Annotated in this window: 24 protein-coding genes and 1 pseudogene; 15 read left to right on the forward strand and 10 right to left on the reverse strand. The window is 63.9% G+C overall.

What is annotated here, in order from left to right; all coding sequences use genetic code 11:
* The first annotated feature begins 142 nt into the window (after nt 1-142).
* The 6 genes and pseudogenes from J7E82_RS15765 (at nt 143) to J7E82_RS15785 (ending at nt 3,659) form a co-directional block, all read left to right on the forward strand.
* Nucleotides 143-469, forward strand: a complete 327-nt coding sequence (locus J7E82_RS15765) for a rhodanese-like domain-containing protein (RefSeq protein ID WP_214864272.1) — start codon at nt 143-145, stop codon at nt 467-469.
* Nucleotides 470-499: 30 nt separating this feature from the next.
* Complete coding sequence (gene pheA / locus J7E82_RS15770) at nt 500-1,459, forward strand: prephenate dehydratase (RefSeq protein WP_214864273.1); 960 nt, start codon at nt 500-502, stop codon at nt 1,457-1,459.
* Nucleotides 1,460-1,577: 118 nt separating this feature from the next.
* A pseudogene (locus J7E82_RS20805) lies at nt 1,578-1,898 on the forward strand (serine/threonine protein kinase); the annotation flags it as partial.
* 76 nt (nt 1,899-1,974) lie between these two features.
* Nucleotides 1,975-2,787, forward strand: coding sequence for a protein kinase (locus J7E82_RS20810; protein ID WP_251041973.1), 813 nt, complete (start codon nt 1,975-1,977; stop codon nt 2,785-2,787).
* A complete protein-coding gene (locus J7E82_RS15780) occupies nt 2,784-3,233 on the forward strand; it encodes a hypothetical protein (RefSeq protein WP_214864275.1) in 450 nt (149 codons plus the stop codon). The genes J7E82_RS20810 and J7E82_RS15780 overlap by 4 nt, the downstream gene beginning before the upstream one ends.
* Nucleotides 3,234-3,422: 189 nt before the next feature.
* Nucleotides 3,423-3,659, forward strand: coding sequence for a hypothetical protein (locus J7E82_RS15785; RefSeq protein ID WP_214864277.1), 237 nt, complete (start codon nt 3,423-3,425; stop codon nt 3,657-3,659).
* A 6-nt stretch (nt 3,660-3,665) separates the two neighbouring features.
* On the opposite strand, the gene J7E82_RS15790 is transcribed toward J7E82_RS15785, so the two are convergent.
* Nucleotides 3,666-4,739 carry a diacylglycerol kinase family protein gene (locus tag J7E82_RS15790; RefSeq protein WP_214864279.1) on the reverse strand — a complete coding sequence of 358 codons (1,074 nt, stop codon included), beginning with the start codon at nt 4,737-4,739 and terminating at the stop codon, nt 3,666-3,668.
* A 42-nt stretch (nt 4,740-4,781) separates the two neighbouring features.
* Here J7E82_RS15790 and serS point away from each other — a divergent pair, with 42 nt between their 5' ends.
* The 3 genes from serS to J7E82_RS15805 all read left to right on the forward strand — a co-directional run bounded on the left by serS (nt 4,782) and on the right by J7E82_RS15805 (nt 8,163).
* Nucleotides 4,782-6,062 (forward strand): serine--tRNA ligase, encoded by a 1,281-nt coding sequence (gene serS, locus J7E82_RS15795; RefSeq protein ID WP_214864280.1) that lies wholly within the window; start codon nt 4,782-4,784, stop codon nt 6,060-6,062.
* An 88-nt stretch (nt 6,063-6,150) separates the two neighbouring features.
* On the forward strand, nt 6,151-6,993 hold the full coding sequence (locus J7E82_RS15800) for an HAD family hydrolase (RefSeq protein ID WP_214864282.1): 843 nt from the start codon (nt 6,151-6,153) through the stop codon (nt 6,991-6,993).
* A gap of 123 nt (nt 6,994-7,116) precedes the next feature.
* Nucleotides 7,117-8,163 carry a LacI family DNA-binding transcriptional regulator gene (locus J7E82_RS15805; RefSeq protein ID WP_214864284.1) on the forward strand — a complete coding sequence of 349 codons (1,047 nt, stop codon included), beginning with the start codon at nt 7,117-7,119 and terminating at the stop codon, nt 8,161-8,163.
* 48 nt (nt 8,164-8,211) lie between these two features.
* Here the strand turns inward: J7E82_RS15805 and J7E82_RS15810 are convergent, their stop codons facing one another.
* Genes J7E82_RS15810 through J7E82_RS15820 form a run of 3 tightly spaced genes read right to left on the reverse strand, consistent with a single transcriptional unit; the run spans nt 8,212 to nt 11,748 of the window.
* A complete protein-coding gene (locus J7E82_RS15810; RefSeq protein WP_214864286.1) occupies nt 8,212-10,011 on the reverse strand; it encodes a family 43 glycosylhydrolase in 1,800 nt (599 codons plus the stop codon).
* Nucleotides 10,004-11,017 carry a hydroxyacid dehydrogenase gene (locus tag J7E82_RS15815; protein ID WP_214864287.1) on the reverse strand — a complete coding sequence of 338 codons (1,014 nt, stop codon included), beginning with the start codon at nt 11,015-11,017 and terminating at the stop codon, nt 10,004-10,006. Before J7E82_RS15815 ends, J7E82_RS15810 begins: the two co-directional genes overlap by 8 nt.
* Before the next feature lie 8 nt (nt 11,018-11,025).
* A complete protein-coding gene (locus J7E82_RS15820) occupies nt 11,026-11,748 on the reverse strand; it encodes a TIM barrel protein (protein WP_308113883.1) in 723 nt (240 codons plus the stop codon).
* Nucleotides 11,749-13,171: 1,423 nt separating this feature from the next.
* On the opposite strand from J7E82_RS15820, the gene J7E82_RS15825 reads away from it, so the two are divergent.
* Both J7E82_RS15825 and J7E82_RS15830 read left to right on the forward strand, forming a co-directional pair.
* Nucleotides 13,172-13,861 (forward strand): hypothetical protein, encoded by a 690-nt coding sequence (locus J7E82_RS15825; RefSeq protein ID WP_214864291.1) that lies wholly within the window; start codon nt 13,172-13,174, stop codon nt 13,859-13,861.
* A gap of 158 nt (nt 13,862-14,019) precedes the next feature.
* Complete coding sequence (locus tag J7E82_RS15830) at nt 14,020-14,220, forward strand: hypothetical protein (RefSeq protein WP_214864293.1); 201 nt, start codon at nt 14,020-14,022, stop codon at nt 14,218-14,220.
* A gap of 4 nt (nt 14,221-14,224) precedes the next feature.
* Here J7E82_RS15830 and J7E82_RS15835 read toward each other — a convergent pair whose 3' ends face one another.
* The 6 genes from J7E82_RS15835 to J7E82_RS15860 all read right to left on the reverse strand — a co-directional run bounded on the left by J7E82_RS15835 (nt 14,225) and on the right by J7E82_RS15860 (nt 18,719).
* Complete coding sequence (locus J7E82_RS15835; RefSeq protein WP_214864294.1) at nt 14,225-14,824, reverse strand: hypothetical protein; 600 nt, start codon at nt 14,822-14,824, stop codon at nt 14,225-14,227.
* A gap of 67 nt (nt 14,825-14,891) precedes the next feature.
* Entirely contained in the window at nt 14,892-15,374 is a 483-nt protein-coding gene (locus J7E82_RS15840; protein WP_214864296.1) for a hypothetical protein, read from the reverse strand.
* Nucleotides 15,375-15,617: 243 nt separating this feature from the next.
* Nucleotides 15,618-16,259: a hypothetical protein gene (locus J7E82_RS15845; RefSeq protein ID WP_214864298.1), complete on the reverse strand. Its 642-nt coding sequence runs from the start codon at nt 16,257-16,259 to the stop codon at nt 15,618-15,620.
* 58 nt (nt 16,260-16,317) lie between these two features.
* On the reverse strand, nt 16,318-17,094 hold the full coding sequence (locus tag J7E82_RS15850; RefSeq protein ID WP_214864300.1) for a hypothetical protein: 777 nt from the start codon (nt 17,092-17,094) through the stop codon (nt 16,318-16,320).
* Complete coding sequence (locus J7E82_RS15855) at nt 17,091-18,044, reverse strand: hypothetical protein (RefSeq protein ID WP_308113884.1); 954 nt, start codon at nt 18,042-18,044, stop codon at nt 17,091-17,093. Before J7E82_RS15855 ends, J7E82_RS15850 begins: the two co-directional genes overlap by 4 nt.
* 189 nt (nt 18,045-18,233) lie before the next feature.
* Entirely contained in the window at nt 18,234-18,719 is a 486-nt protein-coding gene (locus J7E82_RS15860) for an inorganic diphosphatase (protein ID WP_214864304.1), read from the reverse strand.
* A 138-nt stretch (nt 18,720-18,857) separates the two neighbouring features.
* Here J7E82_RS15860 and dacB point away from each other — a divergent pair, with 138 nt between their 5' ends.
* Genes dacB through hpt form a run of 4 tightly spaced genes read left to right on the forward strand, consistent with a single transcriptional unit; the run spans nt 18,858 to nt 23,175 of the window.
* Entirely contained in the window at nt 18,858-20,336 is a 1,479-nt protein-coding gene (gene dacB, locus J7E82_RS15865; RefSeq protein WP_214864306.1) for a D-alanyl-D-alanine carboxypeptidase/D-alanyl-D-alanine-endopeptidase, read from the forward strand.
* 59 nt (nt 20,337-20,395) lie between these two features.
* On the forward strand, nt 20,396-21,499 hold the full coding sequence (locus J7E82_RS15870) for a zinc-dependent metalloprotease (protein WP_251041975.1): 1,104 nt from the start codon (nt 20,396-20,398) through the stop codon (nt 21,497-21,499).
* Between the two features lie 56 nt (nt 21,500-21,555).
* Nucleotides 21,556-22,593 (forward strand): tRNA lysidine(34) synthetase TilS, encoded by a 1,038-nt coding sequence (gene tilS / locus J7E82_RS15875; protein ID WP_214864335.1) that lies wholly within the window; start codon nt 21,556-21,558, stop codon nt 22,591-22,593.
* Between the two features lie 30 nt (nt 22,594-22,623).
* Nucleotides 22,624-23,175: a hypoxanthine phosphoribosyltransferase gene (gene hpt / locus J7E82_RS15880; RefSeq protein ID WP_214864309.1), complete on the forward strand. Its 552-nt coding sequence runs from the start codon at nt 22,624-22,626 to the stop codon at nt 23,173-23,175.
* Nucleotides 23,176-23,619: the final 444 nt, after the last annotated feature.

The following is a 23,619-nucleotide window of genomic DNA, read 5'->3' on the forward strand; positions in this document are numbered from 1 at the left end:
GTATGTGATTAGCGCCAACATTAGTCCGGCTGCCTTACCGCCCGGAAGCGGGAACAGATTCGTAGCGCCCTATTGGATTTCCTCATCAATGGCGAGCCGGGACTAGGCTGGATAACGACTTGGATCTTTGGAGGGATATCCCATGAGCGATTTCGAGACCGTCCCCGTTGCGGATGTTCCCGAGCAGGCCGTCATCCTGGACGTCCGTGAAGACTACGAATGGGTGGCCGGGCACGTTGAGGGTGCACTGCACATTCCCATGAACCAGTTGCCGGCCAGCCTGGAGCAACTTGACCCTGATGATGACCTTTTTGTCATCTGCCGCACGGGCGGGCGCTCCGTTCGTGCCGTGCAGTGGCTCGTCAGCCAGGGATACTCGGCCGTTAATGTGGCCGGCGGCATGGACATGTGGTTCGAGTCGGGCCGTCCCATCGTCTCGGACAACGGCCTCAAGCCGGTTGTCCTTTAGCCCCCCAACATCATCCAAAAGGAATATTCCATGTCGTCGTCCGCCACCACCTATACCTTCCTCGGTCCGGAGGGCACCTTCACTGAAGCCGCCCTGATGCAGGTTCCGGGTGCGGCAGACGCCATCCGTATTCCCGCCACCAACGTCAACTCAGCCCTCGAAAAGGTGCGGCAGGGGGAAGCGGACGCTGCGATGGTGCCGATCGAGAATTCGGTCGAAGGCGGGGTCACGGCCACCCTGGATGCCATTGCTACCGGCTCGGAGCTGCGGATTATCCGGGAAGCACTCGTGCCCATTAGCTTCGTACTGGTTGCCCGGCCAGGAGTGAAGATTTCCGATATCCGACGCGTTTCCACGCATGGACACGCGTGGGCGCAGTGCAGGCTCTGGGTTGAAGATAACATTCCCCAAGCGGAATACATCCCGGGCTCATCCACTGCAGCGGCGGCGGTGGGACTTTTGGAAGACGGCGCCCACTACGACGCCGCCATTTGTGCACCCTTGGTTGCCCAGGAGCAGCCCGGACTCCACGTCCTTGCCGAGAACATCGGGGACAATCCGGGTGCAGTGACCCGCTTTGTCCTGGTCAGCAGGCCCGATGTCCTCCCCGAGCGCACCGGTGCCGACAAGACCACGGTTGTTGTCCCGCTGCCGGAGGACCGGCCAGGCGCCTTGATGGAGATCCTGGATCAGTTCGCGACGCGCGGGGTGAACCTGAGCCGGATTGAATCCCGGCCCACCGGCCAGTACCTGGGGCACTACTTTTTCAGCATCGACGCCGATGGCCATGTTGCCGATGCCCGCGTTGCCGATGCCCTGGCCGGCCTCCACCGGATCAGCCCGGCCACGCGCTTCCTTGGTTCGTACGGCAGGGCAGATGAGCAGGTGCCCGTCGTTGCCCCCCACACCTCGGACGCAGCCTTTGCCTCGGCCCACGCCTGGGTGGAGGGGATCCTGAGTGGAACAGCCCGGGCGGCACAGACGGCTTAGCTGCTGTGTGTGAAGAGGGGCAGTTGCAGGGAAAGGTGCACCAATGGACGTAGGCGGGCAGGGCGAAACAGTCCTTGCGGAGAGGTACAGACTGCTCGAGACCCTGGGCAGCGGCGGCATGGCGACTGTTTACCGTGCCCGTGACGAGCTTTTGGGGCGGGATGTGGCTGTGAAGGCATTCCGCACGGATGTCCCCGATCCGGCCGATCTCCAGCGGCGCCAGACCGAGATGCACCTTCTGGCCGGCCTGAACCATCGGGGCCTCGTTGTTCTCCACGACGCCGGATTGGACGCCTCCGGTGGCGGCACAGGAGCACTGGAGTTCCTGGTCATGGAGTATGTCCGCGGCACGGACCTGCACAGGCATCTACGGGCGGGTCCCCTCCGCCCCAACCAAGCAAAGCGCCTGGGCGCGGAGACTGCCGCTGCGCTTGAATACATCCACGCCCGCGGCATCGTTCACCGGGACGTCAAACCGGCCAACATACTGTTGCCCCGAAGGCTGGGCGGAGGGCATGGCGACGGCGAAACTGGCAGACTTTGGCATCGCGCGCCCCTCCGACGCCGCCCGCCTGACAATGGCCAACACAACCATCGGCACGGCAGCCTATCTCAGCCCGGAACAGGCGATGGGGGAGGAGACAGGTCCGCCCACCGACATCTACGCGCTTGGCCTGGTGCTGCTGGAAAGCCTTACCGGCAGGCTGGAGTACCCCGGCACTCCCTTGGAGGCAGCATCTGCCCGCCTGGCCCGCGATCCCCGCATACCTGAAAGCCTCGGACCCTTCTGGGGTGACGTTCTACGCAGAATGACAGATCGCGATCCGGCGCTACGACCGGATGCGGCGGAGATTGCCAGTGAACTTGCTGGCCGGATCATTGCCCCGACACGTCCCCTGCCAGCGGCCGGCCTTCTAGCGGGACATATGGCCGAGCGTTCGGCCCGGGAGGCAATCCTGCCGCGGCCCGCCGCGGGACAGCAAACTAACTCCACCCTCGGCTATCTGCCGGCTCCTCCGCCCCGGGCGCCTCGGACGGCAGGCAATGTCCACGCGGCAGGCACTGTCCACAACGCGGCAGGCAGCGTCCACAAAGCGCCCAGCGTCGGCAAAGCGCCCAGCGTCCACCGGGACAAGCGGACACGAAAGCCAAGACGGACAGTCTTATTGGCCGCCGCAGTAGTGGCCGCGTCCCTCGGGCTCGCAGCGGTGCTGTTCATTGGACTCTTGCGCCCTGACGCTACTGGCACCTCGCCCACGCCGTCTCCCGTTATGTCAGGGCCCGTCGAAGAGCACCTGCGGGAGCTCGAAGAAAGTGTGCGGCCATGATCCTCAATTGGCAGGGGACTGCCCTCCGCCGTACCGCCGCCCTCACTCTCGCCCTCGCCGCCGTCGTCGCGTCCCCTGCATGCGCGCCGCAGCCAGCGCTGGACACCGGCACTGGGGCCGCCCTGCAAGAGCAGGTAGCCCGCGTACGCAGCGACATGGCTGACGGCAAGTACAGTGACGTCCTCGCTACCCTTGACCGCCTCGCCGCCGACGTCGAACGCAACGCTGCGGAGGGCCGGATCAGCCCCGAGCGCAAGACGAGGATCATCGACGCCATCAACGTCGTCCGAAGCGACGCCCAGGCCGCGCTACCCTCCGTTCCCGTCACTGTTCCCCCAACAGAGCTGCCGACTTCGCCAAAACAGGAGTCGCCAAAACAGGAGGAAAACAAGGACGAGGACAAGGGCGACGACAAGGTCGAGAACAAGGACAAAGGCAAAGACTAGAACCAGCGTTCGTGATTGTTATTGCCTCAATTCGAGCACTTCTTCGCTGCGGACCCCTCCGTGCGGCAGGACCGACCATTCGCCCAAAGCGTAGATAATTGATCCTTCAACCCCTATCGCGTGAATTCAAGGCGTATGCTTGCTTGATCCACAATCAGTGGATGCATGCCCCTACGGAGGGAGCAGGCCATGTCGGGCAGCAGAATGGATAGCGACGGCCAGGGAATGATTGTCAATCCCAAGCCGAAGTCAGAGAACCTGGACTGGGACGGAGACGAGGCGGACCGGGCGGACCGCCTGCGCTTTGAAGAGGAACAGGCCATGATTCGCGAGCAGTCGGAGGCGCGGGCAGCCAAGGCCGCCGCCGAGGCACAGAGGGCCGCAGAGGCCCAGGCCGCCGAAGAGCAGAAGAAGGCAGCCCACTAGACGCTCCTAGCTTTCCGTCTCCACCCCCGGGACATGGTGCACACGAACCAGCAAGGACCGGGGCTGGACCTGCACAGTGACCTTGGTGGCCTCCCCGGCCGGATCACCGTCCACTTGGGTGGCCATCGGCTCAGGGCTTTGAATGACCAGCTTCGCTGAGCGATAGAAGTTCATTACCGGCAGGTTGCGCTTGTGCTTGAACATAACTTTGGCATACATGGACAGCCAGCCGATCGCGCTACGGGGGCTCATCACCACCACGTCCAGCACACCGTCGTCAATCATCGCCTGGGGAATGAAGTCGATGCCACCAGGGATCAGACCGCAATTAGCGAACAGGACGCTGCGGATTTTCCTGGTCTGCTCGGGCTCGTCATCCATTGAAATGCTGACCCTTTTGCGCCGACCCGGCAGGTGGCGCACCCCAGCCTCGGTGTAGGCCAGCCAGCCAACGGCCTTTTTCAAGTCGTCATTCGTGTCGCCTACCACCTCGGCGTCCAGGCCCATTCCCGCTATCACGAGGAAGGCATGTTCGGTCGCCAGGCCAGTCCGGTCGTTTTCGATCGCCATCCGGGCAGTGTCAATGAAGCGCTGATGTCCAAAGAGCGCCGTCTGGATACTGGCATGCAGGTTGTTCACGTCGAGGTCGATGTTGCGTGCCAGCAGGTTCCCGGTTCCCAGCGGGATCAATCCCATGGGGATGCCGGTATGGGCCAGCGCCTGCGCCACCACGCGTACGGTTCCGTCACCCCCGCAGGCAAGAACGACGTCGGCCCCTGCTTTAATCGCGGCATGTGACTGCGTGTGCCCTGGATCTTCGGCAGTGGTGAGGAAGAATCTAGGCTCCTCCCAGCCGGCCGCCAGACATGCCTCCCGGATCGACCTCCGGGCATCCTCGGCCTTGGCCTTGATCGGATTCAGGACCACGGCCACCTTCTGGACGCCCCCGCTGGGCTGATAGGGCTCCTCGCGGACAGCACTGCGGGAGTGTTTGGCCCTCAACCGGCGCACGCCCCACCAGCTGGTGGCGGCAAAGACCAGGCCCCCAGCGAGGATGACGTACAGGATCCAGTCGCTCATGGTAAATCCAACACTATCCTTGCGGTTCGATACTCTTGTCTGGTGATCGACGTAAAAGACCTCAGCGAGAATCCGGACAAGTTCCGTGCCAGCCAGCGCGCCCGTGGCGCCGATGAGTCCATCGTGGACGCGATCATCGCCGCCGACACTTCCCGCCGTGCCGCGCTTATCCGCTTTGAGAACTTGCGCGCCGAACAAAACGCCTTCGGCAAGAAGGTGGCCCAGGCAAAGGGCGAGGAGAAGCAGGCATTGCTTGCCGAGGTAAAGGAGCTGGCGAATTCCGTCAAGGCTGCGTCGGCCGAGGCTGATGCCGCCCAGGCCAAGCAGGAAGAGCTTCTGCGCAGCATTCCCAACCTGATTGAGCCGGGCGTTCCTTCTGGCGGCGAAGACGATTACATCGTGGTCAAGACGGTTGGCACGCCACGGGAATTCCCCGACTTCGAGCCGAAGGACCACCTGGAAATCGGTGAATTGATCGGCGCGATCGACATGGAGCGCGGCGCCAAGGTCTCCGGTGCCCGTTTCTACTTCCTCAAGGGTGTTGGTGCCCGCCTGGAAATGGCACTGCTGCAGATGGCTATGGACCAGGCGATCGAAGCTGGCTTCGTCCCCATGATCACCCCCACGCTCGTGCGGCCCGAGACGATGCAGGGAACCGGCTTCGACGTCAAGCACGACGCCGAGATCTACCGCCTGGCCGAAGACGACCTTTACCTCGTGGGAACCTCGGAGGTGGCCCTCGCCGGATACCACGCCGACGAAATCCTTGATTTCTCCACTGGTCCCATCCGTTACGCCGGGCAGAGCTCCTGCTACCGGCGCGAGGCCGGATCACACGGCAAGGACACCCGCGGAATCATCCGCGTGCATCAGTTCAACAAGGTGGAGATGTTCATCTACACCACTGTTGAGGAAGCAGCCGCAGAGCACGAGCGCCTGCTGGCCTGGGAAGAGGAGATGCTGGCTAAGTGTGAACTCCCGTACCGGGTGATCGATACCGCTGCCGGTGACCTTGGCACCTCGGCTGCCAGGAAGTTCGACTGTGAGGCCTGGGTGCCCACCCAGAACGCTTATCGGGAACTGACCTCCACGTCGAACTGCACCACCTTCCAGGCCCGCCGGTTGAACATCAGGGAGCGCATGTTCAACGAGGACGGAGCCCCCAAGGGTACCCGGACCGCCGCTACCCTCAACGGAACGCTCGCAACTACCCGCTGGATCGTGGCCATCCTGGAACACCACCAGAACCCTGACGGCTCGGTCAACGTACCGCCTGCCCTGCAGAAGTACCTCGGCGGCATGGAAGTCCTCCCCGTCCTGTAGCCGGGGGCTGTGAATATTAACCACCTGTTCACGCCTCACCGTGGGCTGCGTCCTAGCGGCTGTCAGGGGTCTCTGCTTCACTAGGTAAATGACTATTCTGACTGAAGACTCAGTCGCCGGCACCGATGACCGGCGTAACCACAACAAGCTCATGATTGCCCTGGACGTCGACGGAACCCTCGTGGACCACGACGGCCACATGTCGCCCGGTGTTCGGGAAGCCGCCCATGCCGTCGTTTCCGACGGGCATGACGTCCTCATCGCCACTGGCCGTTCGCTGAATGCCGCCCTGCCTGTCATCGAGCAGATCGGCTTGGACCGGGGCTATGCCGTCTGCTGTAACGGCGGCGTGACCCTGCGCCTTGACCCGGCGCTGGCCGACGGTTATGAAATTATCCACAAAGCCACTTTCGACCCCGCGCCTGCGCTGCGGGCCCTCCGCGAGAAGCTGCCCTCGGCGAAGTATGCCCTGGAGGACGAGGACGGAAACTTCCTCTCCACCGAACGTTTCCAGGATGCAAGTTTTGGGGTCGAGGCAGTGGGCGTGGATTTCCAAACGATGCTTGAGGCTACCGCCGTGCGTGTGGTCGTCTTCAGCACCGAGAACACGCCTGATGAGTTCTCCCGCGCCATCCGGCAGATCGGCCTGGCTGGCGTGACCTATTCGGTCGGATGGACCGCCTGGCTGGACATTGCCGCCGCAGGCGTTACGAAGGCCAGCGCCCTTGAGCACCTCCGCGGCAAGCTTGGCACGCCGCCGCATCGCACCATCGCAATCGGCGACGGCCGGAACGATATCGAGATGCTCAGCTGGGCTGGCCGGGGCATCGCCATGGGCCAGGCGCCGGCCGAAGTGATGGCGGTCGCCGATGAGGTCACCGCCTCCGTGTACGACGACGGCGCGGCCCTCGTGCTGCGCAGCCTCCTCTAACAAACGTCGAACCTGCAGGCCGGCGACCACGGCCTGCAGGTTTTCCCGGACTTTTTCCTGAAAATAGGAAAACGATTACCTCCAATAGTGTCCGGCGTCGGGATCTGGCGCTAGTCTGAGGATGTGACTAGTAACGCGACTCCTCCGAACCACAAAAAAGTGCCTGTCCTCAGCGATGTTGCGAAGGCGGCCGGAGTTTCTGTGCCCACGGTGTCGCGCGTGCTGACCAGCAGCAAGTATGTCGCGCCGGAGCTCCGTGAGCGCGTCATGAAGGCCGTAAGCGACCTCGGCTATCGGCCCAACAGCGCCGCGCGTGCAACGAGGTCGGGCAAGCGGTCCATGGTGGCCGTGCTCACCGGCGGAACGTCGAACTACGGTTACGCGAAGACTATTGAGGGAATCGAGCAGGCATCCCGCCGGGCCGGCATGTCGGTGATTATCGCCGTCGTGGAGTCCGATGACGAAGGCGCCGTGAACGCCGCCCTTGACCTGGTGCTCTCCCAGCCTGTGGCCGGCGTGATCGCCCTGGAGTTCGACCGTCCCGGCATGGCGGCAGCAAAGGCCTTCCCGCAAACAGTTCCCCTGGTGGTGGCCGGCGGAGGCACGCGACGTTCCGGCCCTGCGCCGAGTGCATTACTGGACGAACGCTCGGCAGGGCGGGACGTGACCAACCACTTGCTGTCCCTGGGGCACCGGACTGTGCACCACGTGGCCGTACCGACCATGGGCAAGCAGTCGGGTCGCACCGAGGGGTGGAAGGCGGCGCTGACAGCGGCCGGGGTCGAGATTCCACCGGCACTGCATGCCACCTGGGATCCTTTGAGCGGCTACAAGGCGGGTGAGGAACTCGCCAGGCGCGACGATGTGACAGCCGTGTTCTGTGGCAACGACGACGTCGCGATCGGCGTGATGCGTGCCCTGCTGGACCACGGGATCCGGGTTCCTGAGGACGTTTCCGTGGTGGGCTTCGATGATCAGCCGCACGTGGCCCTTTGGCGGCCCGCCCTGACAACGGTTCGCCAGGACTTCGTGGACCTTGGGGAGCGGGCCTTCAAGCTCCTTTCCGCGGCCATTGAGGGCAATGAGGTACCGGCCACATCAACAGTAAAGCCGGAACTGGTGGTGCGGGCTTCTACCGGCGAGTCGAGCCGTAGCCTCCTGCCCAACTGACCAGCACTTGTGGTCGTTATGAAGCCCCATAACGACCACAACTGCCAGCTACTTGGGCGTGTGGACCCCGGGGCGGAGGCTGAAGTCGGTGAAGTCAGCGCTGAATTTCTGGTCCCGGAGATCCTGGGTGCAGATCCCGGCAAAAGGACCGGTGAACCTCAGGGCTTTCCCATAGTCGTCGGACAGGTGGGTGGCATCCAATCGCGGGCCAAGAGGGTGCAATGCGGCGCCTTCTGCACCGACATGGAACTGCAGCCATCCGTCCGCGAGGTCGGCCTTCATCCGCACGGGGCCTTCATCGGGGAGGGTTGTTGAACCGTGAATGAGCAGGCCGTTCAGTGCATCGCGCTCCCACACTTCAACGATCCGTTCCAGCAAGGTGTCCGGCTCCGGGGTGTGGGGGCCGTCCGGGGTGCTCTGGGCGGTGGTGCTCTCGGTCGCGGTGCCTAGGCGGGCTTCGCGCACCGAGAGGCGGAGATAGAAGTAGGCGGAGGTGTTGTAATACAGGATGAGCCCGGCGGACTGGCTGTAGTTTCGGGGCCTGGCGTCGGCCACCACGTCCACCGTTACGGCGTCGCGGGTGATCCGTTGTGCCAGCAGGCTCTGCTCCCGCACCGAATCCGTGCTTCGCCGCCCGCGCAGGCGCAGCCAGCCCGGACGCACAGTCGTATCAAGCCACTCGCCCCTTGAGGACTCCGAACGCAGCGTGTTCCAGGGCCACTGGACCTCTTCCCCAGCCTTCGGTAAGACCCCCGGCAGGGCCGCTGACAAGGCCCCCGGCAGGGCCGCTGACAAGGCCCCCGGCAGGGCCGCTGACAAGGCCCCTGACACGGCCTCCGCTGCATCGGATTGGTGGCTGGGAGAACTGGCTTTGGGTGCCGATACTTCCGTGGCAGGATGACAGCCGCCCTGTTCCAGCCTCGGCCAGCCGCCCTGCTCCCAGCGAAGCTTCTGAAGACAGGTCTCGCGGCCAAGGATTGCGCGACGTTCTCCATCCCGTTCAATGCAGCGGCTGGCCAGATGGACCAGGTACCAGTCGCCGTCGGGAGTTTCCACCACCTCGCCGTGCCCTGCCTTCTGAAGCGGAAGGTCGTCGTCGTCACGGCTTGTGAGCAGCGGTCCCTGCGGATCCGGCTGGTACGGACCGAGCAGGTCCCGGGAACGAAGCATCAGGATGCCGTGGTTGAAGCCGGTCCCGCCCTCGGCCGTCATCAGGTAGAACCATCCATCGCGGAAGTAGAGATTAGGGCCCTCTATGAGGGTTGGGCTCCGGAGGATGGGCACCGGTGCGCCCACTGTGGCCGTTCCGTCGGTCGTCAGTTTCTGGACGTTGATGCCTGCAAACCCGCCCCGACCATTGGGGCGATGGTCCCACTCCATGTTGACCAGCCAATGGCGGCCCTCATGATGGAAGATCGAAGGGTCGAAGCCTGTGGTGGTTACCCGGGCCGGAGGGGACCAGGGGCCGGCCACGTCCCGGGCTCGGGTGACGTAGGTGTCCATGTCCTTGTGCGCTCCGCCGAATGAGCGGACAACCGTGAACGTGAGCCAGAACTCTCCCGAATCCCAGCTGAGCGAAGGTGCCCAAATTCCGGCCGAATCCTGGATTCCATCGAAGGTGAAGTCCACACCGGGTCCCCTAAGGGAGCCGGCGAATTCCCAGTTGATGAGGTCCCTGGAGCGATGGATTGGAATTGTCGGGAACCACTCAAAGGAGCTGTTGGCGAGGTAGTACCACTCGCCCACCCGGACGATTGATGGATCGGGAAAGAAGCCCGGGAGGACAGGATTCCGGACAACGGTGGGAGTCAGCCCCGGCACGGAACGCTGAAGCAGCTTTTCAGGCATGGATCGGTCCTTCGGGGTGGGAGGAGGTCTGAGTGGAGCGGAAGCTGTCCAGATGGTCAAGCACTTGGAGGCCGAGCCGTCGGAGTTCGTCGCCCATCGATCCAGCAATATGGGGAGTCAAGACGACATTCGGCAGCTCATAAAGGGCGTGGCCCGGAGGCAGGACGTCCGGCGTGGCGACGTCCAGGACAGCGCTGATACGCCCCGTCTCCAGTTCGGCCAGCAGTGCATCCTGGTCCAACAGCTCCCCCCGGGACGTGTTGATCAGGGTTGCGCCATCGTGCAGGCGGGCTATTTCTGCGGCGCCGATCATGCCCACGGTTGAGGGCAGAACGGGCGCGTGGACGGAGACGACGTCGCTGCTGCCCATGAGCTCCTCCAGGCTCACCAGCTGCGCGCCAAGTGGTGCTGCGTCCTGAGGTGACAGGGTGGGATCGAAGACGAGGACGTCGAGATCGAAGGCCTTCAGCAGTTCAATGACCTTCCGTCCAATGCGGGAGGCTCCGACGATTCCTACTGTGCGACGGTAGTTGCCCGAATCAGGGAAGTGCGCCTCGCGATCGATTCCGGCCTGAAGATGTTGATACAGGCGCACCGCCCGGAAGGCCTCCTTGTTGGAAAGGAGGATCATCGCGAGGGTGTACTCGGCCACCGGTGTTGCGTTGGCCTCTCCCGCGTTCCACATCCGGATGCTGCGGCCGGAGCCCTGGGGCAGGAAGTGGGATGTGTCGCCGCCCTGGTGAATGATGGCCTGCAAAAGCGGCATGTCCTGGAGCAGTTTCGGAGAAAGTGGGTGGGCGCCCCAACCCGTAATCAGGACTTCCACCTGCTCGAGGACATTAGGCGCAACATTGCTAAGGTCGCCGACGACGGCGTCGCTCAGCAGTTCGACGCGTTCCCGGAGTCCCGGCCAGCCCGGCCCGAACACCATGTCTGCCAGGTTGGGGGGAGCCATGGTTATCAGCGCCCTGGGTCGGTACAGCGATGGTGATATTTGCTCTGTCATTTCGCGAGTCATTCTCCGAGGGCAATGTGATTGAGGAAGCCGGCGTCGCGCAGGACGTTGTCCGCGAGGTCGCCTGCGACGAATTCGAGCATCATGTCCGCCTGCCGACCGTTTTCCCTCAGGACGTCGGTGACTGCCTGCCACAGCCGCTTGCGGTCGGAAAGCGCGTGGCGCTCGATCCGGGGCATCCATGAGAAGCAGTGGATTCCGGAGACATGCCCGACGAGCTGCCGGAGGGAGGCCAGGGCCTCCTGGTCTGAGACGCCGACGGCGGGCTGCCAGTAGGTACCGACGTTTGGACGGTCTACGCTGTGGAGAAGCTGCAGGGTACTCTCCACTGAGTCCGTCAGGGTGTCCCCATGGTATTCAAAGGCGATGTCCATTCCGCGCTCGGCGGACAGATCGGCAATCCTTCGGGCGTCCCCCGCCACCGCCTGCCAATACTCGGCGTCGGCGTCTGCTGAGCCGGACCCGCCAGCCCAAATCCGGATCCTTGGAGCGCCAAGCTGGGAGGCCAGATTGAGCACCGATTCGAAGTCACCGAAGGTGCCGGCGCGGTAGTAGGAGCCCAAGGACAGGATGTCCAGGCCCGCTGAAAGTGTCGCGGCGCGGGCATGGAGGGCCGACTCAGCATCGCGGATGTGAACGTCCGTTCCCCATTCAATGCCGCCAAGCCGGGCGGCCCCGGCAACCGAGACAACACTGTCGACGTCGTGCTGTCGCAGGGTCACCGAGCAAATGCCCGTTACCAGGGTTGACAGAGGGAGGGTTGACGGGCTTGAGAGCGATCGGGCTTCCGCCCGTGAGGACGGTGCGGTTCGGGATTGCGCGGCTGGCGGCGGTGCCAAACTGGGGGCGAGGGTCATGGAAATCTGCCTGGGACTAGTTGGGGTTGACGCTTGGTGGAAGTCTAGGAGGAAATCGTTATCCCAGTCAAGGGAAAGCCCCTTGATGCTCCTATAAGCGTCAAATCACGATGCTGGTCCTATTGAGACATGGTTTTGTAGCATGCGGCCGGTGTTTCAGTTCCAAGATTGTGGAATGCAGGCGCTACGTCTAAAGCTGGCTCAGGCCGCTCAATACCAGGCAGAGGATGTGGTCTTAAATCTGTGGACGCCCCGCGGCCTAGGAAAGCCTCTTTGCACCTGGGGATCTCCAAGCCAATGAAGGAGAGCTGTGGCTGCGATTTCCCCGTTGACCGGACGTACTGTTTAGGTATAGCGGCCGACAAGGGAGGGCCCCAATGATCGGCAGGAACGGCGCCGTTTTACGTATCAAAGGATCCGGCAAGAACCTCCGGCTACGACTTCATGCCGGCAGGAGCCGGGACGAACCGCTGGCATCCGTGCGGGAGTGTTGCAGTGCAGCAACAGCGTTAGATAAGGCCATGGGAGAGGCCATTCGCAATGCGGTCGCGAACGGTCATACCTGGGCTGAGGTGGGCCGTGCGCTGAGCTTGCCTGCAGTTGAATCAGCTGACGAAGCTCTTGCGGCTTACGCGTCTAGGCATGAGTGGTCGTCACGACGGTTCTGGGGCCTCACCACTGACTAAATCTCCGGCGCCGCATTCTTGCCTGTTGAATGGGGCTGCATGAAGAGAGTGCTGACGCATAACCGGTCAGGGCTAGGCCTGGCAAGGTCATGGCGCCTCGACGGCAGTGTGATGTCGAAACCATGGCCGCTGGCGATGTACCACTTCGGAGGCCTTCCTGCCCCCGGTCCACCACGTTTGCCCTCCTGTCTGGCGTAATAGGCGCTGAGGAGCCCTTCTTCCACGAGTTTGTCGAGGTGGAAAGCAGCGAGCCGGACGCCAATGCCCAGCGCCTCTCAGACATCCACTTTTGATACCGGATAGCGCGCTTCACGAACCGCCTCATAAGCCCGTCGCCTGGTCTGCTCATCCAAGGCGTTGAGGAGCCAGGTGAGGGCTCGTGGACCGCGCTGCACTCCGTCCCGTCGCTCCAGAACTGGTTTCAGGGGTGTCTGGGGACAGTATGGATCTTTGTATCGGCAGTGTCTATCGTCGAAATATATTCCGAAACATGTAGGGCCCGCCGGGTAAACGGCACCTGCAGAGTTTTCTGAGAGAGGGTGGACAAGATGTCCGAACCGGCTCCTGAATTTCAGCCAAAGGACCTCAATACGAGGGAGCGGATGGCGACTACTGCACGCGCGGTGGCCCAAGGCATCAGGTATAAGGCCAAGGGGGAACACGAAACGCAGCGGGGCGCGGAGCTGATCGTGGACGAGGCCGATGTTGCGGTCGTCATTGAGGAGTGGCCGGAAGCGCAGAAGAAAGTGGCGGAGCAGATGCTGTCCAAGTACGGCCCACCCAATGAGGCCACTCTCACGCGGCTGACCTGGTACCGGAACGGGCCGTGGAAGCGGACCGAGATCACCAGCGACTCCGTCGTTCACAACTGGCCAACGGTGCACACGGATTTTCTCACCCAGACCATCGACTACCGTGTGCCGCCGCCCCTGATCAGTGCCATCGCGGAGTTCGACGGCTCCATCCTCGTCGACCGGACGAGGGGAGAAGTGTCAGCCCGCTGCGATTCCGAAGCCGCAAACGTCCTGGGGCTGAATATGGTGCATGAACTCGCGACAGGCAAACGCGACGTTGCAGGCGCACGACACACCTCAGAACAGAACACGGTCGCCTACACCCTTGGCCGGGAAGCACCCTACGCCGAACGGCTCCTGTTCGAAATACCCGAAGGCGGAACCGAAGACCTGGACGAAAGCGCCATCAGCGAAGCCATCACCGAACAACTCGCCGGCAAAGTCAAAGACACCCTTGGCCATCCCGAAGAACCCACCGACCGACGCAGCCCCGGCTAAGCAGCCTCCCCGCCGCAAAACTAAGCCTCTCATTACGACCTTTTGGAATGTCCCAAAGGCGTCCCCGATACGGAAGCTGACAGTAGGCCTCTGCTGCGCCCGGTGTTCCATTTCCAAGGAAATGAGACGCGCCGCTACGTCAAGAAGAAAGCCCGCCGATGGGGGCCGTCGAAAACCTGCGCCTGATCGCCGGTGAGCTGCAAATCGCAGACGTGCGGGCCCAGGTGGCACTGCCGTTCGTCACGGAGTTCGAGGATTTCACCACCTTCAAGCCCAGTGAAAGTGATGAAGAGGCGCTGGAACCGCTCCTGGACCAGCTCATTTCCTGGTCAACGGCGTTGAAAGCCGTCCGGAGCTAAGTTCCTAGCGCACCTCGAGGATCATCTGCAGGAGCCTCGCGGCGGCCGGTCGGGCCGCATGCTCTTCGACCCATTGCGCCCGGGCAAGGGCCTTGCTGACAGCCTGGGTAGTGATGCCAAGCTCCTCCGCCACGGCCTTCTGCTGGCCCCTGACTCCCGGGGTCAGCAGGTCCAGCACCCGCCATTCGGCCGCGGTGCGATGCTGGATGATGTGGCCCAGCAGATGCAACACCGCTTCTGCTTCCGCTGCAACTGCCGCAAATGGTCCCTCCACCGCCACTGGCACACGCTCCTTGCCGTTGCGGAGGCGGTCTACGGCGCGCCTCGCATAGACCAAACCGTGGCCTGACGCGTCCTTGATCTGGTTGGGCAGGGGCTCGTTCACGGGCCCGACGCCGATCCCCACGTACCAGTGTCCGTTGCGGACTGCGATCAGGGCGCTTTCCACGGCCTGGTGCGCGCAGTCGACGATGCCCTGGACCTCATCCTCCACTGAGCGATCGAAGTCGAGAAGTGCCGGAATGTGCCTGAGGTCCTTGAGCAATTCGGGCACACGGTCTCCGTCGCGGCGGCTGTCGCGTTGGTTGATCGTCAGCGTGAACATTGTGGATCATGCTACCGGCAGGGGGACGGCCGCGGGCAAATGTGCGGGGGCAACAGGCGGACGTTCCTCAGCGGTCCAGGCTCACTGGCCCGGAGACGACGGCGGGCGGCAGCGCCCGGGTGGCGACGTCCGCTGCGCCGGGAATCCCGGCGTCGAGCATTGCATGATGGATGGCCAGCACCAGCGGCGCCAGGTCCCTGTGCGTGCCGAACGAAAAGAAGCGCGGCCCCGTTGCGGCACCCCGAGCGGCACCCCGAGCGGCACCGGAAGTGGGACCCGGAGCGGAACCAGCCGCCAGGGGAGCGGCGGTAGCGCGGAAAACCACTGCATTGCGTCCATTGGCGCCCAAGGGCTCGAGGCCGGCCGGATGCAGGGTCCGGAGCCTTGACTCGGCTGGAGTGGCGTTGGGGGACGATACAGTCCGGATGGAATGAGCGTCGATGTCCTGCCAGCGAATGACGGCGGCGGTATGAGCATGGGCGTAGCGATATACAAGGCCGTGGTCGAACAGCAGGATGCGCCGGAAGCTCGAAGGAAGGGTGATGCGCACAGTACGATGCCGGCCAGGAGGCTCACGAGGACATACAGCGGGATATTCGAAAACAACCCCGGGCTCCGGGAGGACGTGGGCGAACCGGTGAACTCCGCTATGGCACCGAAGACGAAACCCGCCAGAAGGAGCCAGGGGAACCACTTCCAGGCGAGATGCCGGGAGAATCCGCTGGTCCTGAAGGCTCCGAGTTGTGGGCCGTAACGCCGGACAGCACGGCGTGCCAGCCAGGTTGGTGGCTGGTCAGCCATGAAGGCCGTCGTTGTTTCCGTAGAGCTTTGGCAGCTGTTCCTGGGCGTCGCGCTCCTGCTGGGCTTTGGCTGCGACCTTGGGATCCGGAACAGGCTCCATCCCCTTGGCCAGGCCGGAGCGAAGGTCGACGGCGGTGAACTTGGCCTCGAAGCTGTCCCCGTTCCCGCCGCTGACGGCCACGGCGATCGCCATGACCATGTACAGGGGAGCGAAGGACCAGCAAACTGCCCGCCAGCCGCCGTGCAGCGCGCCCGCCGTCGTGCCGTCACTGATACGTACCCCGCGCATCCCGAACGCAGCATCTCCAGCCCCGCCGACGGTGCCGCAGATCATGCCGTAGACGAAGAGCACCAGGAACCAGATGGCGGCCAGCACGGTTGCATAGAGTGCCGTGCTGGACATCAGCGAGTAGGAGAGCGAACCCAGGGCGAAGTTTTGGACCAGGCTGTTCAGCACGCCCATCAGGACACCGGCTACTGCAACGACCACAATGGCGTCCAACGTCCGGCCCCAGAAATGCGACCACCCTGCCTTGGGGACGTAAAAGGCTCCCGTTTCCGTATGGCGCCGCACCGGGCGGCCGTTGAGCGCATCCACAAGGCCGGTGCTGGACGGTGTGCTGAAAATGCTCATCAAAGACTTTCGGGACGGGAATGGTTGGTGTGCGGACCGGATCAGCCAGCGATATGAGTCAGGCGGTACCGGCCAGGGACGCCAGGACGCCGGCAAGGGTGGACGGCGACGTCTCCTGAAGTTCCAGCGACACCGCCTCCCCCTGCAGGCGAGGCGTCAGGACGTGTACGCCGGACGGGCCGGTGTAGACGGTGACGGTAGGGAGATCGTCCGAGTCGGTGCTGAATGAAACCACATTGCTTGCGGCCTGGGTGTCCGCGAGGACAGTAGGGGCCTGACTCTCAAACTCGGCCTCTATATACGAGGTGGTTTCGCTGTCGCGGGAGGCAGACCCCTCCGGGTCGACAAAGGCGACAAGTCGGGACGCCAGCTCGGCACGGGTGATGACAGTGAAGCCGTGCAGGCCGCCGTCGTCCACTTCCTCCAGCAGGACCCCCTCAAGGTGCACATACGCGTACAGCCAGCGCTTGCCCGTGGAGACGGTGCGTTCGATCGACACCACCGTGTCTCCGCTGCGGCGCAGAGTGAGTGCGCCGGTGATCTCCTCGGTGGCATGCAGGCGGCTGGGCTCGGTCTCGCCCTCGAAAATGACCGGGTAGACAAGTTCCTTGGCGAGCAAGCCGCGCAGGGCGATGGCGCACATGATGTCCTTGCCGGCGTCCTGCACGCTGAGCCATGGCAGGGCCACGATCTGTTCGTGCTGGATGCCGTCCAGCGCAACCACTTCCTCGTCCGTCAGCGTGGGAAGCGGAGTGCCTTCCGCGGAGGCCGACCCCAGGATCCTGGCCGCGCATTCGACGTCGCGCTGCGTCCATTTCATGGTTGTGGTGCTCATCCGAATATCCCTCCGACGAATTTACCGACCGATTTGGCCGCGTCCCCGACCCCATCAGCCACCTTACTGCCAACATCCTTGGCGAAATTGCCCACTTCCCGTGCGCCATCGGCGAGGTAGCTGCCCGGGTTCCGGGCGAAGTTGCTGATGGAATCCCAGTTGTCCGCCACCAGGTTGCCCAGCGCCCAGCCGGCCGCCACAAGACCCGCTCCCACGACGATCGGCGCTCCAATGGGCCCCAACATCGCAGCGCCGCCAGCCGTCATGAGCATGATGCTCCCGACACCGCCCACCACCGACAGCCCGCCGGCTACGCGGTCGCCGGTGCCGCGCCAGCCATCGTGTTCCGGGCTGATCATGTCGCTGATGCCGCCGACGATGTTCAATGGCGCCGCCAGGGCGCCAGCTACCCTCAGGCCCTTGGAGAACTTCGAGGCGTCCTGGAAAGCCTGGCTGTAGGGGATGTTCGCCTTGAGGTCCGAGATGACGTCCGTGATCTTGCCGCCGTTGCGGAGCGAGTCCAGGGCCTCACGCAAAACGGTGCCGCCAGCACGCCAGTTGGTCAGGATCTCCTTGGTCTTCCCGAACTCCTCCCAGCCAAGCTTGCCCAGCTTGTAGGCCTGCCAGAGCTGGGCGCCGAAGTCCTTGATGCCCTGGGAGGTCTCGTAGACGTCGGTGATGACCCCTACGGAACTTTCCGCATTCTTGTGGGACGCGAATTCCTGCTGGTTGGCGTGGTCCTTGAGCTCGCGTGCTCCTGAGCGGAGCTTGCTGGCCGCCTTCATGAGGCTCTGCCGATGACTGCTGTTCCAGTCGCTCTTGAAGTGGGCCGCGTCCTGGCCCTGCCAGGAGTTGTTGGTGTTGATCAGGTTGGAGAGCTGGGTGCTCTGCAGGTTGATGGCATCGGCCGCTTTGCCCATGGCGCCGGCCAGAGTGCGGAGTTGAGCCACATCGGCGCCGTAGAAACCGGCCAATTGCATCCCCCTGTGTGGTTTGGAAAGGAAAAGTCCTGTCCAAGCCTAGGTGCGCGCCGATGGCCGTGCGATGGGGAGCAGTCCCCATCCCCGCGTTGCTTAAAAAGTACGACGGCGGCCGGCGCGGTTCGCAGGGAACCGCGCCGGCCGCCGTCGGGACCTGCTTTAGTGGCCTTTGCCGAAGCGCTTGATGGACGCTTCCAGCTCTGCCTCGGCCGCGGCACGGTCGGCCCAGCCCTCGGCCTTGACCCACTTGCCCGGCTCAAGGTCCTTGTAGCGGGTGAAGAAGTGCTCGATTTCCTTGATCAGGAAGTCGTTCACGTCCGAGACTTCCTGGATGTGGTCGAACCGGGGGTCGGCCGGAACGCACAGGACCTTGGCGTCTCCGCCGCCGTCGTCGGTCATGTTGAAGACGCCGATGGGACGAGCCTCGACAATGACACCCGGGTGGAGATCGAAGTCCTGCAGGAGCACCAGCGCATCTAGCGGGTCGCCGTCTTCACCGAGGGTGTCCTCGAAGTAGCCGTAGTGGGTGGGGTATTGCATTGCGGTGAAGAGGACACGGTCAAGGCGAACGCGGCCGGTTTCGTGGTCAACTTCGTACTTGACGCGTGATCCCTTGGGGATCTCGATGGTCACGTCGTGCTTCATGGAGTGCTCCTTGGCGGTGAGGGGCTTGCGGCACGCAAAAGACCAGTCGGTGCCGCCGACTACTATTGAGGATATAGCGAGAGGCCCAGGTTTCTTGAACCGACGGGGAATATCAGGACTTTAAGGACCACAGGCTGCATGAAAAGCACGATCGACCGGGGTTGGGGCAGCCCGGCGGCATTGGCCGTGCGCCGCTTCTTTCCCTTGCTGGCCCTGCTGCTTGTACTGGCCGCGCTGGCGATTCCGATGCTGTTTGCCCTTGCACCCGGAATCCTTGGCCCCCGTACGGCCCCCTCCCCTGAAAAGCCCGCCTGGCAACAGGCCCCGACGGAGCTTTCCACAACGGAGGGTGTGGGGCCGTTGGATACTTCCGCGCCGCTGCCTGTTCCCTCGGAAGTGGCGCGCCTGCTGAACGGCACGCTTACGGCCGACGGCGGGGGCAGCTTTACGGGGGTCGTGCAGGATGCACTTACCGGGACCGTGCTGTTTGACCGGGGAGGCGACGAGAACCGCATCCCGGCGTCGAACATGAAGCTCCTGACTGCAGTGGCCGCACTCAAGGCGCTGGGCCCCGAGACGGTATTCAGCACCAAGGTGGTCCAAGGCGCCACCCCGGCCACCGTGGTGCTCACAGGGGGAGGGGACGTGCTGCTCGGAGCAGGCGCCTCGAATCCCGACGCCGTATTGGGCCATGCGGGCCTCGCCACCCTTGCCACGGACACGGTGGCGGCCCTCAAGGCCGAAGGCGTGACGGGCGAACTTACAGTCATGTTGGATGACTCGCTCTTCAGCGGTCCCGCCTTGAACCCGAACTGGAGCCCAGAAGACGTGGCAGCCGGCGAAATCGCGCCGCTCTTTCCCCTCGCCCTCGGCTCGGCGCGATTCGACCCCGCAGTCACCACAGGACCGCGACCCCAGGATGCGGCCCTCGACGCCGCCCAACGTTTTGCCGAGCAGCTTCGGGCGGCAGCAGCCGGTGCGGGACTGACTGTTGCCTCCGCCGTCGAACGTGGAACCAGCGCAGGTGACGGAACCGGTCAGGCGCCGCAGGTGTTCGCCTCGGCTGACTCGGCCACCGTCCGGCAACAGGTGGACCTGATGCTGCAGGTCTCAGACAACTACCTCGCAGAGATCCTGGGGCGGATGACCGCCGTGAAGACAGGCCTCGCGGGAAGCAACGACGGCGCCACCGCGGCTGTGCAGGCACAGTTGGCGGAGCTGGGCGTGGATGCCGCGAAGATGCGGCTCGCCGACGTTTCCGGCCTCGCGCTGGAAAACCGCGTCACAGCACGGCAGTTCTCCGAGGTAGTCCGGGCCATTACCTCCGGGGCCGATACCCGGCTCAGGGCGGCGCTGGCAGGCTTCCCCGTGGCTGGCCTCACCGGCACGCTCGGCGACCGCTACGCCGACGCGACCACCGCCGGAGGAGCTGGCCTGGTACGGGCCAAGACCGGAACCCTCAATTCGGTGATCGCCCTCAGCGGATACGTCGTAGACGCCGACGGGAGGCTCCTGGTGTTCTCGTTCATCGGAAACGGGCTCACTCCCGGGGCGGCCGGAAACAAGGCTGCGCTGGACCGTTCGGCGTCGATCCTTGCCTCCTGCGGCTGCCGCTGAGTTCGCCGGTCAGCGAACTTTAAGGCGCACTCCCAGCACCGTGTGATGTGATGGGACATATGGAGTCATCAGAACAGGCCGAGGCCCTTGTCAACTGGGAGCTGGCTGCGTCAACCGCAGCCCGGCTGGCTCCCCCAGGCCCTTCCCTCAGTCCATCCGAGATCGTGCAGGCCGTAAACAACCTGCGGCTCAAGGCTGACATTTCGGTGCCGCACGTGCACCACATCACGGGGCTGGAGGCGGCCCGGGACCTGAATGATTCGCACGTCCTCGTGGTGGACCGCGCCTCGTGGTCGAAGGCCAACACCCAAAGCTTCGCGGTGATGCTGAAGCCTGCCTTGGAGAAGATGCTTGAAAATCGCCGGGGCTCCCTGAGCCCCGTTGCGGCAAACGTCAGTGGAACCATCACGGGCAGCCAGCTAGGCGCGGTCCTGGCGTTCCTTTCCAGCAAAGTCCTCGGCCAGTACGACCCCTTTGCCCCGCTCCCGCCCGGGTCCAGCTCGTCCTCGGCAGGTCGCTTGCTCCTGGTGGCGCCAAATATCATTTCCGTGGAGCGGGAGCTGAACGTCAATCCCGACGACTTCCGGCTCTGGGTCTGCCTGCATGAACAGACCCACCGCGTGCAGTTCGCCGCTGCTCCCTGGCTGCGGCAGCACATGCTGGATGAGATCGAGAAGCTCAGCCGGCACCTGCTGGGCAACATGGACACTCTCATGGAGCGGGCAGCCGCGGCCGCGAAATCCCTTCGCGACCGGACAGCTTCCGGCTCAACGCCCAGCCGCGGCGCAATCCTGGACCTCCTCCAGGACCCCGAGGAGAAGGAATCCATTTCCCACATCACGGCGGTCATGAGCCTCCTGGAGGGGCACGCGAACGTGGTAATGGATGCCGTCGACGAGAAGATCGTTCCGTCGGTCAAGACCATCAGGCAGCGCTTCAATGACAGGGGCAAGGACCGCGGCGTCGTAGAGAAGTTCATCAGGAACCTTCTTGGGCTGGACGCCAAGATGCGGCAATACAACGACGGCGCCAAGTTCGTCCGCGCCGTGGAGGCAGCGGCTGGCATGGAAGGCTTCAACCGCGTCTGGGAGTCCCAGGAGAACCTGCCCACCGAGCCTGAGATCCACGACTCCAAGCTGTGGCTCGAGCGGATGGGTCTGTGACCGCAGGCCGACGCCGGCCGGGGCGCCTCGCGCCTGTAGTGGGCAAGGCCCGCCAAATGCTTCAGGAATCGCTGGCCGCCGCCGGCTATCCGCAACGGGTCCTTGTTGCCTGCAGCGGGGGAGCCGATTCCCTGGCGCTCGCAGCCGTGGCCGCATACTTTGCCAGGCGGGGCCATGTAGACGGGCATCCGATTGAAGTAGCCGGCGTGGTTGTGGACCATCAGCTCCAGGAAGGTTCGGCCGAGGTCGCAGGGCGTGCCGCGGCGGCCATGGAGGACCTTGGCCTCAAGCCCGTCCAGGTGCGCACCGTGGAGGTTGCAGCGACAGGGTTCGGTCCCGAAGCCGCTGCCCGGGATGCCCGCCATGGTGCACTCGAGGCCGCGGCCGACGACCTTGCCTGCGATGCCATCCTGCTGGCCCACACCCTGGACGACCAGGCCGAACAGGTCCTGCTGGGCCTGGCACGTGGTTCCGGCACGCGCTCCCTGGCGGGAATGCGACCTGTCCGCGGGAGGATACTGCGCCCATTCCTCGACCTGCGCCGGACTGAGACCCTGGAAATCTGCGCTGCGGAGGAACTTGAACCCTGGCATGATCCCTCCAATTTCGACCCTTCCTTCGCGCGCTCCCGGACCCGGCTGGAGGTCATGCCTGTCCTGGAGGAGAAGCTGGGCCCGGGCGTAGCAGAATCCCTTGCGCGAACAGCAGCCATCCTGCAGCAGGATGCCGACTTCCTCGACGACCTCGCGGACCGCACCTATGACGAGCTGGTGCACCGAACGGACGACGGCGTCTGGCTGCCCGAAGAGCCCGTCCGCGACCTTGCCCCGGCCCTAAGGTTCCGGGTGATCGCGAAGGCTGCTGCCGACGTCGGCGGCCAACAACCCGGTTATGGCCGGCTCCAGGCCGCGGAGGCGCTGCTCCGAAGGCAGGGCTCGGCGGGGCCGGTGGAACTGCCGGGGAGCGTCAGCGTCTACCGTGCCTCGCTTTCGCAGCTGGAACAGGAAGCAGCCTCCCAATCAGGTGGGGTTGCCCGGGAGGGTGCCCGCTGTGGGAAGCTAGTATTCCGGCATTCCAAAAAGCCCCAACACTAGCCGCACCCAACGCATCTACAGGAGCCATTGGTGGATTCAAACGACGTCCAGGCAGACCTCAAGCACGTTCTCTACACCAAGGAACAGATCCAGCAGCGGATTTCCGAGCTGGCCGCCGAGATCGACAAGGACTATGAAGGGCGTGAGCTGCTGATTGTGGGCGTGCTGAAGGGCGCCGTCATGGTCATGGCGGACCTCGCCCGTGCCCTGCACAGCCACGTCAGCATGGATTGGATGGCCGTGTCCTCCTACGGCTCCGGCACGCAGTCCTCCGGGGTAGTTCGGATCCTGAAGGACCTGGACACCGACCTCATGGGCAAGGATGTCCTGATTGTCGAGGACATCATCGACTCAGGCCTGACCCTGTCCTGGCTGAAGACCAACCTGGAATCCCGCGGCACCGCCACAGTGGAAATTTGCACCGCGTTCCGTAAGCCTGCCGCAGCCAAGGTGGAGATCGACGTCAAGTACGTTGGCTTCGACATCCCCAACGAATTCGTTGTCGGCTACGGCCTGGACTACGGCGAAAAGTACCGCAACCTGGACTTCGTGGGCACCCTGGCGCCGCACGTTTACGAATAAGCAGCACACCTCCCCGGACGCGCAAATTCCTCCGGGACCGGGAAATGGCGTGGGGACGTCCGGATTCGGATGTCCCCACGCCATTGCTGTGTCCCCACGCCAAGACCACAGTGTGCACCGGGATAGCCGACGCCGCTCGGTGCTGCCAGGGCGGCGGAAGTCGCGCGGAGTACCATCCGGCGGCTCGGCTCTTGAGGAATGGGTGCAAACGCTTGTCCTTTGAATCGATGGTTGACCAGCCGTGTGGCTCCCAAGTAGATGGCAGTTGTTGTCGTTATGACGGCTCATAGCGACAACAACTGCGAGCCAGTTGGGTGCCGCGCCCGGACGTAGGCGGCGCTCAAAAGTTGCCAAACTAGCCAAAACCTGCCAAAACGATTTGCCGCCGACCGCCGCCAACCGTAGACCCGTTCCAACAGACGGGTCAATAGCCGACATGGGTCA

The sequence above is a fragment of the Arthrobacter sp. ISL-30 genome (assembly GCF_018613855.1).
Lineage (GTDB): Bacteria > Actinomycetota > Actinomycetes > Actinomycetales > Micrococcaceae > Arthrobacter.